General features: G+C 55.1%; 11 protein-coding genes and 1 tRNA gene. 9 read left to right on the top strand and 3 right to left on the bottom strand.

Features of this window, described 5'->3' with window-relative positions; all coding sequences use genetic code 11:
• Nucleotides 1–35: 35 nt before the first annotated feature.
• From VMW13_08440 to VMW13_08430, 3 genes are read right to left on the bottom strand one after another with little or no spacing between them, the layout of a single operon-like run.
• Nucleotides 36–719 (bottom strand): ABC transporter ATP-binding protein, encoded by a 684-nt coding sequence (locus VMW13_08440; protein ID HUV44842.1) that lies wholly within the window; start codon nt 717–719, stop codon nt 36–38.
• Entirely contained in the window at nt 716–1,624 is a 909-nt protein-coding gene (locus VMW13_08435; GenBank protein HUV44841.1) for an ABC transporter ATP-binding protein, read from the bottom strand. Before VMW13_08435 ends, VMW13_08440 begins: the two co-directional genes overlap by 4 nt.
• Nucleotides 1,625–1,658: 34 nt before the next feature.
• Nucleotides 1,659–4,952 (bottom strand): FtsX-like permease family protein, encoded by a 3,294-nt coding sequence (locus VMW13_08430; protein ID HUV44840.1) that lies wholly within the window; start codon nt 4,950–4,952, stop codon nt 1,659–1,661.
• Nucleotides 4,953–5,280: 328 nt separating this feature from the next.
• On the opposite strand from VMW13_08430, the gene VMW13_08425 reads away from it, so the two are divergent.
• From VMW13_08425 to VMW13_08385, 9 genes are all read left to right on the top strand, one after another.
• Nucleotides 5,281–6,297: a hypothetical protein gene (locus VMW13_08425; protein ID HUV44839.1), complete on the top strand. Its 1,017-nt coding sequence runs from the start codon at nt 5,281–5,283 to the stop codon at nt 6,295–6,297.
• A gap of 114 nt (nt 6,298–6,411) precedes the next feature.
• The gene (locus VMW13_08420; GenBank protein HUV44838.1) at nt 6,412–7,764 is read left to right on the top strand and encodes an ArsB/NhaD family transporter; all 1,353 of its coding nucleotides are present in this window, start codon (nt 6,412–6,414) and stop codon (nt 7,762–7,764) included.
• Between the two features lie 235 nt (nt 7,765–7,999).
• Nucleotides 8,000–8,072: transfer RNA gene (locus VMW13_08415), tRNA-Arg, on the top strand.
• 54 nt (nt 8,073–8,126) lie between these two features.
• On the top strand, nt 8,127–8,702 hold the full coding sequence (locus tag VMW13_08410; protein HUV44837.1) for a 2-oxoacid:acceptor oxidoreductase family protein: 576 nt from the start codon (nt 8,127–8,129) through the stop codon (nt 8,700–8,702).
• Nucleotide 8,703: 1 nt separating this feature from the next.
• Nucleotides 8,704–8,997, top strand: coding sequence for a 4Fe-4S binding protein (locus tag VMW13_08405; protein HUV44836.1), 294 nt, complete (start codon nt 8,704–8,706; stop codon nt 8,995–8,997).
• Nucleotides 8,994–10,172, top strand: coding sequence for a transketolase C-terminal domain-containing protein (locus VMW13_08400; GenBank protein HUV44835.1), 1,179 nt, complete (start codon nt 8,994–8,996; stop codon nt 10,170–10,172). Before VMW13_08405 ends, VMW13_08400 begins: the two co-directional genes overlap by 4 nt.
• Nucleotides 10,172–11,092: a pyruvate synthase subunit PorB gene (porB, locus tag VMW13_08395; GenBank protein ID HUV44834.1), complete on the top strand. Its 921-nt coding sequence runs from the start codon at nt 10,172–10,174 to the stop codon at nt 11,090–11,092. The genes VMW13_08400 and porB overlap by 1 nt, the downstream gene beginning before the upstream one ends.
• Nucleotides 11,089–11,559 (top strand): NAD(P)H-dependent oxidoreductase subunit E, encoded by a 471-nt coding sequence (locus VMW13_08390; GenBank protein HUV44833.1) that lies wholly within the window; start codon nt 11,089–11,091, stop codon nt 11,557–11,559. The genes porB and VMW13_08390 overlap by 4 nt, the downstream gene beginning before the upstream one ends.
• Before the next feature lie 33 nt (nt 11,560–11,592).
• Nucleotides 11,593–12,201: NAD(P)H-dependent oxidoreductase subunit E (locus tag VMW13_08385; protein HUV44832.1), on the top strand; the 609-nt coding region annotated here is incomplete at its 3' end.

Genomic DNA, 12,201 nt, shown 5'->3' with positions numbered 1-12,201 from the left:
GACTCAGACGAGGGTATTACCTGTGATTGCCAGGCTCAATTCACAAACGTGCCGTCCCTGAGATCCCTGGTCAGGGTGGCAAACTTACTGGCCACGTTCACATCATGACTGGCAACGACAATTGCCACGTTCTCCTGCTCTGCGATGTTCTTGAGCAGGGTGAAGATTGCTGTCCCGGTAGCAGAGTCCAGTTCTCCGGTAGGCTCGTCAGCAAGAATAAGGGTGGGGCGATGAACCATCGCACGCGCCACGGCGATGCGCTGCTGCTCTCCACCGGACATTTCATAGGGACGGTGACCTGACCGGTCTCCCAGACCGATGAGGTCGAGGACTTCTTCGGTGCGCCGGTTCCGTTCACTACGGCCCCACTCGGCAATCCGCAGGGGTAGCTCGATGTTCTCGTAGGCAGAGAGCAGGGGAAGAAGCCCAAAGGACTGGAAGACAAATCCTATCTTGCGGCGCCGGAGCTGGGCCAGTTCCCATTCCGAGAGTGTGGCCAGGTCCTGGTTATCGAGGTGGACGGAGCCGGAAGTGGGCATGTCAAGTCCGGCGAGGAGATTGAGCAAGGTAGTCTTGCCGGAGCCAGAAGGCCCCGTTATCACCAGCATCTCGCCGGAGTTTGCTGTCATATTGACCCCGTGAAGTGCCTTTATCCGCTCCGAGCCGAGGATGAAAGTGCGCTCCAGGTCCTGTGCTGAAATCAGTGGTGCCGTCGTCACTTTTCCTCTCCTTCCTGGCTCTCCACCGGCCATACCGCGAGATGGTCGTCTTCCATGAGCACCCTGGCTCTCCTTCCCAGTTTCAACCTCTCAACGAGGTCGCGGGGAATCTGGAGACGACCGGCACCATCGACCACAATGAATTCATCGTGGGTCTCCTCGATACGCGCCTCGGGTCTGACGAACTCGGTCTGCGCTTTGCGGACAGTTTCCTGGCTGGTCCGCCCATCACGGATGGTGACTACGCGGTTCACCTTGCTCATGATACGGATATCATGGGTGACGATAACAACGGTTACACCATAAGCATCATTCACGGAGCGGAACACGTCGAGGATCGTTTCCGAGGTCTGGCTGTCCAGTTCTCCGGTGGGTTCATCGGCCAGCAGGAGCGGGGGATTGTGCGCCATGGCTACAGCAATGGCTACCCGTTGCTGCTCACCGCCGGAGAGTCGGTCCGGAAAGTGGTTACTGCGGTTGGTCAGTCCTACCGCCTCCAGCATTTCCTCCACCCGGCGGCGCCTCTTCCGCATGGACCACCCCAGCAGTATCAGGGGCAGTTCCACGTTCTGATACGCGGTGAGGTAGGAGATGACATTCCGGCTGGTCTGCTGCCAGACAAAGCCCACATCCTGTCGCCGGTAATCCACCAGGTCCCGGCTGGAGGTCTTGAGAAGGTCTCTATTGCCGACGACTACCTGACCGGCGGAAGGTACATCCAGGCCACCGAGGATATTGAGCAGGGTGGACTTGCCGCTGCCGCTGGCCCCGACAATAGCCATCAGTTCACCGGTCTCTACTTTAAGGTCAAGACCCCTGAGAGCAACGACCTCAAGTTCGGCTATCTTGTATATCTTGAAGAGGTCTTCGCAGACTATGTAGTATTTGTTCTGAGTATCTTTCATCTGTCACATCCCGGGCTTACCGGTAATAGCTTCGCTACTCTCCTATCCTCAATGCTCGGTGGATAGCTACCTTGGAGAAGAACAGGATAACCAGGGAAATAGTGACTATGAATGCCACCGCCAGAATGATATAGGCAATACCGATGGTGAACCAGTCAGTAACTGGTACAAACGGGGGCAGGACTTTATGGCCCATTTCGGTGAGCTGCAGGAAGGGCATCATCACTGAGCTGAGCTGCATCCCGAGAAGTGTCCCGATTCCCATGCCGCTGCCGATAACGAAGACCTGCTCCAGGCATATTAACCCGATAATCTGGCGCAGGGAGAATCCCAGGGTCCGCAGGATAGCAAACTCGAGCTGCCGTCCCCGAGCGGAAAGGTAGGCGTAAACCACGAAACCGAGCCCGCTGACCAGGATTATTCCAAGGAAAGCAATCAGCAGGATTCCACCCCAGCCGGCCGCTACGAGCGGGTCCGACCTTGACTTGGCTATCATTGCCTCCTGGTCGTAGAATTCCCTGGCGTGGTATCCCGGAGATGTCAACGTTTCGATTACGGTCTCTCGCTGTTCCGGGTCTTTTGTCGCTGTCAACCACACCTCGTTAGGATAGAAGTGGATATTGCCGCTCAGTGTCAGGTTTCTTATCGAGGTTATACGGTCGATATTAGCCAGGGCAAAGCCCTTGACATCAGGGTCAACGGTAGGAAAATAGTCGATAACTTCTTCTACGATAACCGGTATAAACTGGCCGGGTAGACGGAATGTCACCAGGTCTCCAACTGAAATGCCGGTACGGTCAAGCAGCGACTGGCTGGCAATAATGGATAGAGGTCTGATATCAAGATTGGGATAAAGCCCACGGTAGCCAAAGCTCCTTGTCTGCTCCCAGGTGAGCTTGCCTGAGGTTACACCATCATGGACCACCTCTGTGCTGGTGGCAATGGTGTCCCTGGTTGTCGGCATTCCGGCAGCACTACCTCCTGCCGCCTCGTCGGCAACTGTGACCCAGCCGGACACGTCCTCAAAGTCCTCGACGACCACCGGCTCCGCGGAGAACGAACCCCCGACCTGAAGGTTATCCAGGTAGACCGTCCGCGGCGAATCACGGTATTGAAAATCTACTTTTTTGATTCTGGCAAAGATACACTGGAGCGTCAGAGGGGGAGGTGGTACCGTGTCATAGAGGGCACGAAAGAGGTCTACCTCCAGGTAGTGCCATTCTTCGGTGCCCGGTATACCAAGCTCGTAGTCGATATAATGCCCTTTTCCATCTTGTATTCTGGCAGTCAGCACCAGGCCGGGGTGTGTCTGGAGAGGATATACCCATACACCGATGGTCTCTGTACCATCCGGCAGGGGAAGGCCATTCTCGATGGGCTGGTCTTCAGCAAGGATATCCATCAGTTCGGTAAGGGAGCTACTGGCAAAATCCTCCCGGAACCAGCCGACTTCTGCTAACGTAACAGGGTCGACTGCCAGGATATTAACGTCAATCTGGGTGAACAGGCTGCCCATAACGCCGTTACCCCGGAAACCAACGCTAACCTCTTCCACACCGGGGACCTCGGTATATTTATCTACAATGGCCTCCTTACCGCTCCGGTAATCGTAGATTCCGCTGAGCCGGATGTCGCTCCCGGTGGTGTACATGGCACGTTCGTCGTAACTTCGTTCCAGTGTGCCCAGAAAGCTTGCCGAAAACATGCCTACACTGGCCGCCATCATCAACAACAGGATGAGCCGGCCGTAGTGCATCGGGTTACGTGCCATGTAGCGCAAGCTCAGTACCACCGCGGTATTGGAAGTATAGCGGCTGATCCGTGCTGCCAGGGCGATAATGAGGGGGAACAGGCGAAGGAATATTATTGCTGCGGCAACCATGAACAGTATCGGTGTGACCAGTAGAAGGGGGTCTATACCTACTTCACCGAAGAAGTTCTGGGATGTTAGTGTCCCGCGCTCCCTTAGCTCCCAGAATAGAATACCACCAACCACCAGCAGCATAATATCCAGGTAATAACGCTGCCAGAAAGGTGCTCGCGGTGGGCGGGCGATATTCTGCCTCTGGGAAACGACTCCCATGCGTGCTGCCCGCATAGCCGGGAATAGCATGGCAATCAGGCAGAGAACGGCTGCAACCGCAGCCAGTATAAAGACCATAGAGGAGAACCGGATTTCCAGTAAACCCCCTCCGGTCAGGGGCAGAAACGGTGCCGTCTTACCAAGGAGTGTAAAGACAAGGGCGCCAAGAAACGGCCCCACTACTCCTCCCAGGGCGCTTATCATCAGGCCTTCCATAAAATAGATGCCCATGATTTGCCCGGTGCTGGCACCCCGACTTCTGAGGAGAGCGATTTCACCGGCCTGCTGGTCGATGACCATATTGGCCACGGTAACCACGTAGTAAAGGATAATACCGACAATCTGGAAGATGAGCAGGAACAGGGGTATCTGGGTGAAGAGCAGTTTCTGTTCGTAGGTAGCAATAATGCTGTTCAGTTGGGTAAACGCCGAGCTACGGGGCAGATCGGCGATTATCTGGCTCTCCATGCGCTGGACGCCTCTCTTGATGGCGGCTGCGTTGGCTGAGGTGATTTTAGTGGTGTCAAGGTAGTAGTACCAGTTGTAGGTTGCTTTAAGGTTGGGTACCAGGCGCCCTATACCTTCGAACAGTGTCTGTTCCGGAATGAAGAGAGGGGCTGTGGGTCCTTCTATCTCGCCACTATCCCCTTGCAGCGCAAAGAGGTCACTGTTAAGGAACCAGAACTCCTCTTCGGGGTCGATAGGGTCGATGATGCCTGTGAGCCGGACGGTGAGCCGGACCGGGTATTTCCCCCAACCGTAGAGCAGGACAAGCCGGTCACCAACCCATACATCAAAGAGTTCGGCCGCAGTGCTTCCTATCATGGCCTCGATCTCAAGACCGGGCTCAAGTAATTCCTCCGGCTCGAGTCCGGCAGGGAACGGTTCAGGATAGCGCCCATCAATCAGGTTGATGTGCTTGTCCATGTTGGTGAATACCTGGAAATGACCCTTCGGCCTGTTAGGGTCGGTGGGTATGGGGCGGTCCGCCCAGCCGGCGTAGAAGGTCTGGGTCTTGATGTACTGCTCTTCCTGCCGCACCACTGAGCCGATGTTCCTGGAGACCTGATTGCGGATGACCCCCCAGTTCCTCTGGTATTCATCGATATTGATTGGATAGCTCGGAGCGTAAACCTGGACGTTGATAAGTTCTATGGGCTTCTCATTCAGCGAGCGTGACAGCCCGAGGTCGCTGAGGGTATTGGAATAGAGGGGTGTGCTGGAGACAAGGGCGACTGCTACCACTACTCCGATGATTACACAGGAAAGGAGCTTCCAGTTAGCCAGACTCCTTCTGAGGACAAGGTGGAATGCAGAGAGGAAAAGTGACATGCTCAGAGTATAGCAAAAGGCAGACTAGGAAGCAACAGGATTTTGGTAGAAAAATTTTACTGTTCTCGTTCAGCCGGAAGGCTGACACAACTCCCTGCAGCGATGACGAGTTTTTAGGGTAGTGTCACTGATTTTCCGGACGAGTATAAAGAAGTGTATTGAGGCAACAAAACGGGTATAATGGAGAGCATATGTCATCTTTTGCCTTGCCTGCCGGTATTTTCCCGGGGAGTGTTTGTAATTGGTCTGGCTAGTCTGGCTGAAGTTTATATTGAGCCTTGTTATCATCCTGTTTGCCGGGACAAAACTGGCCCGGTACGGAGATGCGCTTGCTGAGAAAACGCGTCTTGGCCATATATGGATCGGCCTCCTGCTGCTGGCTTTCATTACCTCTGTGCCTGAACTCGCCACCGGAATAAGTGCGGTTGCTCTGGTCAAGATTCCCGACCTCGCCATAGGTACTATCATGGGAAGCTGTATCTTCAATGTCCTTATCGTGGCTTTGCTGGACATAATATACAGACAGGCACCCATTCTGAGCAAGGTAAGCCCGAACCATATAATGTCAGTGGTGATGGGCATCTTACTTGTTGCTCTTGCCGCAGTGAGCATCTTTTTCGGCGAAAGGATTTCCGGACTGGTTCTGGGATGGATAGGTATCCCGAGCATCCTCGCCATCGTGGTATATCTGATAGGCGTGAGGTGGACACTTCGCTCTGCGCGGGAAGGCCAGGTGGCGTCACCACCGGTTGCCAATACACGATACAGCCATATCACCATGAGAGAAGTGTGGTTGAAGTTCACACTGGCCGGGCTGGCGGTTATTGGCAGTGGAATCTGGTTAGCATTCATTGGCGAAGAAATTGCCGCCACTACCGGTCTGGGTGCTAGCTTTGTCGGGACTTTGTTCCTGGCTATCTCCACTTCAATGCCGGAGCTGGCGCTTACCATTGCCGCTGTCCGTCTGGGCGCTATCGATATGGCAGTCGCTGACGTATTGGGTGCCAATATGATAAATATCGCTAAAATCTTCCTCATCGATATATTCTATACCGATGGCTCTATTCTCTCTTCAGTATCAAAGGCTCATATCACCAGCGCTGTTGTGGCAATAGTGATGAGCATTGTTGTTCTCATCGCTCTTCGATTCCGCCAGAAGAGAAAGACATTCCGTGTTATCAGTTGGTATGCCGTGCTGCTGCTAGGTCTCTACGTGTACGGGGCATATGCACTGTTCACCTCCGGGGTTGGGGGATGAGCCGTGACGGGTGCGGCGCTTTTCTGGCCATCCGCTTTCTGATAATATTATTACTGTAGCAGCACGTGCCTTTATAGTATTGCCTTGAAGGGGCAGGAAGCAGCTTTTATCGATATGGAACTACTCAGCCAGATACTTGCCATTGTCATCTTTGTGGTGATGTTTATTGCCATAATAAGTGATAAATGGCACCGGTTTATTCCGGCCCTTATTGGCGGCAGCCTCACCATCGTAATAGTCTTCCTCATCGTCATGCGAAGCCCGGAATCTGTCCTGAATGTTCTCAGCTTCGGGCAGATTCTTCAGCCTGCCTTCTGGGTCCCCGGTGAAGGCCACTTCGAGTCCAGCGGCATCAACTGGCAGACCATCGTCTTCATCGGCGGTATGATGGTGATGGTCGAGGGACTGGGTGAGGTGGGTTTCTTTCGCTGGCTCTGCCTTCGGGTTGCCAAGCTGGTCGACTACCAGGTCGTTCCGATACTGATATCCTTCATGCTGCTCTCCGGTTTCCTGGCAATGTTTATTGACAGCATTACCGTGCTGCTGTTCATGGCAACGGTTACCATCGAGCTGGCCCGCCTGCTCAAATTCGACCCGGTACCGATAATTATCGCCGAAATCTTCGCCTCCAATGTCGGTGGCAGCGCTACCATGAGTGGCGACCCGCCTAACATCATTATCGGTACTGCCTTCGGTTACTCTTTCTTCGACTTCGTTACCAATACCGGTGTTATCGCCTGGATAGGTATGATAGCAACCCTGGTCTTTTTCTACTTTGCCTTCCGAAAGGCGCTCAAGGCTTCTCAGGGCAAAGTTGAGGCGGAATCCTACCCGGAACCAGGGGATGCAATAGTCAACCCGCGGTTATTCAGAATCAATACCGGAATCTTCGCACTCGTGGTGCTATTAATCGTCACCCACGCAGAGACCGGTATATCGGTAGCTCTGATAGGCGTAATCGCCGCCATTCTTACTCTGATAGCAGGGTTCAGAAATGCTGCGCACCTCATTAAGAGAGTGGACTGGAAGACACTGCTCTTCTTCATCGGGCTGTTCGTATGTGTCGGCGGGCTGGAGGAAACCGGCGTACTGGAGGTCCTGGCGCAATTCATCGCAGATGTCTCCGGTGGGAATCTCATGATAGTGATACCCATGATTCTCTGGATATCCGCCTTTGCCTCGGCGATAGTGGATAACATTCCTTTTGCAGCAACAATGATTCCGGTACTTCGGAATCTGGCCGGTTCGGGTCTGCCTTTACCGACACTGGCGTGGACCCTGGCCCTGGGGTCCGATATCGGTGGTAATGCTACCCCGATTGGCGCTTCGGCCAATGTGGTCGGCACGGCGGTTGCTGCCAGGGAAGGCTATCCCATTAGCTGGGGCCGCTTCTGCAAGTATGCTTTGCCGGCAATGGTCGGTGTGGTAGCCCTGTGCTGGCTGTACCTTATTGTGAGATATGCCTAGCAGGAGTGGGACTCACCGTGTGCAAGGATGGGGAGCGGGAACGCGACCTGGCAGGGTGATGAAAAAGGGGAGTCCAGATGGGCTCCGCCCCTTCTGAGGGGCGCTCGCACGGGATTGGTCGAAAGGGTTTTTCAGCACACTCCAAATAGTGAAAAAGAACCTTGTATGTTGCCTTGCCTGCATGAGATAGGTTATCATGGGAAAATGGGAGGAGTTTTTACATTTAAGCGCATATGCCCCTGTAGCTCAGTTGGATAGAGCACCAGCCTCCGGAGCTGGGTGCGAGCGTTCGAATCGCTCCAGGGGTACTTTACAGTAGCTGAGTAATTGGGGGCTATACCATTGTTGATATGGAGGCCGAATTGACAGAAACAAACGAGCTTGTTGAAATCAGGTGGCACGGCCGTGGCGGCCAGGGAGCGGTTACTTCGGCGGAGCTCCTGGCGCGGGCAGCCATCAACGAGGGGAAGTATGCTCAGGCCTTCCCCAAGTTCGGACCGGAGCGGAGAGGAGCACCGGTACAAGCCTTCGACCGGATAAACAGCAGTAAGCCAATCAGGGTAAGAGCAGATGTTGACGAACCCGATATCGTGATAGTGCTTGACCCCACACTGCTACGCATAATCGACGTTACCTCCGGACTCAAGGATAGTGGGATACTGGTACTCAATACGTCCAGGACGATGGCAGAAGTAGAGGCTGAGTTCGGGACTAAGTGGAAGCTGGCTGCTGTCGATGCTATCAAGATAGCCCGGGAGGAACTGGGAGTCCCGATAGTGAATACCACGATGCTGGGGGCGCTGCTCCGGGCTATTGCCGTGGTCAAGACAGACTCCCTGGTGGTACCATTACAGCAGAGATTCGAACGGCTCGCGGAGAGAAACATCAACGCCATGAAACGGGCTTTTAAGGAAACCGTAGTAAAGGAGCGAGGTTGACTTGAGCAAGAAGGAAGACGAAATAACCTGGAAGGATATAGAAATTGGCGCGATAGTCACCGAGCCGGGCAACACTGCCGAATACAAGACTGGCGACTGGCGGTCGCAGGCACCCACCTATAATACTGACAGGTGTATTAAGTGTGGGATATGCCAGGTGTTCTGCCCCGAAGGATGTATCGAACAGGACGCCGGTGGCTACTTCATCGCTAATATGTACTGGTGCAAGGGATGCGGCATCTGTGCCCGCGAGTGCCCTACCGGAGTTATAACCATGGTTGAGGAGACTGAATGATGGGTGAGAGGATAGGCATAGAGGTTTCACAGGCTATCGCTGAGGCCGCCATGCTGTCCAACGTGGATGTTGTTGCGGCCTATCCGATTACGCCCCAGACGCACATCGTGGAACACCTCGCGGAACTGGTTGCCAATGGCGAACTCGATGCCGAGTATATCCCTGTTGAGTCGGAACACTCGGCAATGAGTGCCTGTCTGGGCGCGGTGGCCACCGGCGCACGTACCTTTACGGCTACTGCCGGACAGGGGCTGGAGTTGATGCACGAGGTGCTCTATGTCGCCTCTTCGATGCGGTTGCCGGTGATTATGTCGGTAGCCAACAGGGCGCTATCTGGACCGCTTAACGTCTGGGGTGACCAGTCCGACCTGATGTCGGTGCGTGACACCGGCTGGATACAGATAGTCGCTGCCAACGGACAGGAAGCAGTTGATAACATAATCTGTGCCTTCGCCATAGGTGAGGACCGCAGGGTGCTGCTGCCGGTGATGGTCCACGTTGACGGGTTCTACCTGACGCACGTGATAGAGCCCATCATCATGCCGTCTCAGGAGGAAGTGGACCAGTTTCTCCCGCCCTACGACTACCCACTGCCACTGGATACGGAAAGACCGGTGACAATGGGTGCCTTCGCCCCGCCTGTCCTGTACCCGGAGGCAAAGAAGGCACAGGATGTGAACCTGAGGGGAGCCATGCCGGTTATCCTGGAACACTGGGACCGGTTCGAGAAGGAATTCGGCCGCAAGTACGGTCCGCTGGAGCACTATCGCTCCGAGGGAGCGAAAACACTGCTTCTTACCATGGGCAGCATCGGTGATACTGCCTCCGCCGCCGTGGACAAGATGCGGGATGAAGGGAAGGATGTCGGGCTGGTGCAACTGCGCCTGTGGCGCCCGTTCCCATTTGCAGAGTTTCGCAATGCCGTCAGAGATGCGGACCTCCTGGTCGTTGTGGACCGGGCGATTTCCTTCGGAGGCCCGGGTGGTCCCTTCTGCTCCGAGGTGCGGGCAGCTCTGTATGATGAGGAGAAGAGGCCAAAGGTAACCGGTTTCATTGCCGGTCTGGGTGGCCGGGACATAACCGTTGCCGGGTTTGAGGAGATGGTCGCCCGGGGAATGGAGATTGCCGAGACGGGTGCTGAGCAGGAATACGAGATATACGGGGTGAGAGAGTGATGCAGAATTACAATGTTTATGCTTCTCGCCTGGTACCGAAGAGAGAACCGTTTGCCCCGGGTCATCGGGCCTGCATCGGTTGCGGTGAGGCGCTGGCGGTCAGACTTGCCTGTAAAGCCCTTCCTCAGAACGTGATAATAGCCAATGCCACCGGCTGCATGGAGGTTGTCTCATCCCAGTTCCCCATGACAGCGTGGCGAATGCCCTGGATACATACCCTCTTTGAGAACACGGCCGCGGTTGCCTCGGGAGTAGAGTCGGCGTTGAAGGCCATGGCGAGAAAAGGAAAGCGTCCTGACACGGGGACCAAGGTGGTCGCTATGGCCGGTGATGGCGGCACCAGCGACATCGGAATCCAGGCACTGTCCGGGGCGCTGGAGAGGGGACACGACTTCCTCTACATCTGCTTTGACAACGAAGCCTATATGAACACCGGTATCCAGAGGTCGTCGGCAACGCCTTTCGGAGCCTCCACAACAACATCCCCCGCGGGCAAGATGAGTATCGGGCAGAAGACATGGAAAAAGAACGTTCCGGCAATTGCCGCCGCCCACGATATCCCTTATGTGGCTACCGCCTCTCACAGCTATCCCTTTGACCTTATGGCAAAAGTCGCCAAAGGTGTGGCGATGCCCGGACCGGCCTACATCCACATCAACTCCGTCTGTCCCACTGGCTGGAGGTCAGCCCCGGACCTCTCGGTAAGGTTGGGTCGGCTGGCAGTGCAGACGGGAGTGTTTCCTCTGTACGAAATAGAGAACGGCAAATATAAACTGAGCATGGAGCTACCGGAACTGAAACCGGTGCAGGATTACCTGAAGCTCCAGGGACGGTTTCGGCATTTATCCGAAGACACCATCCGGGAGATACAGCAAAGGGTGGTCGAGGAATACGAGAAAATCAAGGAGAAAGCGCAATGACAGCCGGTCTTGAGCACGTGCGGGAAGCAGTAGGCGCAATCCTGGAAAGATACCAGCATGACAGGGGTTCGCTGGTGGCCATTCTGCAGGATACCCAGGCCGAGTTGGGCTATCTTGCCAGGGAAGCCCTGGTCGAGATAAGTACCGGTCTGGATGTCCCGATGAGCCGTGTATACGGTGTTGCCACGTTCTTCCGGGCCTTCAGTCTGACACCTAGAGGTCGTCATACAGTCAATGTGTGCCTGGGCACTGCCTGCCATGTCCGTGGAGCGGTTCGAATCCTGGAGACTATAGAGCGTGAGACCGGAATCAAGGCAGGGGAGACCTCGGAAGACCTGAGGTTCAGTCTGGAGACGGTCAACTGTGTCGGTGCCTGCGCTCTTGGGCCGATAATGATTGTTGATGGCAAGTATTCGGGTGAGATCACGGTTGACAAGGTGAAACCCTTACTGTCGATGTACAAATAGGCTACCGTGAAACTGCGAGAGAGGAACATAACATTGAACAGGCTAAGTTCCCCACAGGAGTTGGAGGCACTGAGAGAGTCGATAGTGCGGAGCCGGGACACCAGCCGGCGGTGCCTGACCATCTGCGGCGGTACGGGCTGTCTTGCCCTGGGAGCCGAGGAACTCATCGCTGCCTTCAGGAGTGAGGTGGAGTCGCGGGGGTTGAGCTCCGGGGTAGATATCAGGGTCACAGGGTGCCCCGGCTTCTGTGAGAGAGGGCCGCTGGTTGTTATCGAACCGGAAAACATCCTCTATCAGCGCGTCAGGCCGAAGGACGTGGCCGAGATAGTCTCGGATACCATTGTCAGCGGCAAGATTATTGACCGGCTGCTATATGTCGACCCGAACACCGGGCAGCAAGCGGTCCACGAGAGCGAAGTCCCGTTCTACAAAAAGCAGCTACGCCTTCTGCTGGCGGACAACTCCAGGATTGACCCCAACAACGTCAATGATTACATCGCGTTGGGCGGTTACTCTGCCTTGGTCAAAGCCATCTTTAAGATGTCTCCGGTCGAGGTGCTCGAAGAAGTCAGGAAAGCTAACCTTCGCGGGCGCGGTGGCGGTGGTTTCGCTACCGCAAGGAAATGGCAGACCACCCGTGAC

It is taken from the genome of Dehalococcoidales bacterium (genome assembly GCA_035529395.1).
Taxonomy (GTDB): domain Bacteria; phylum Chloroflexota; class Dehalococcoidia; order Dehalococcoidales; family Fen-1064; genus DUES01.
The sequence above is the reverse complement of the archived record's forward strand: the minus strand, read 5'-3'. Positions and strand labels throughout refer to the sequence as shown.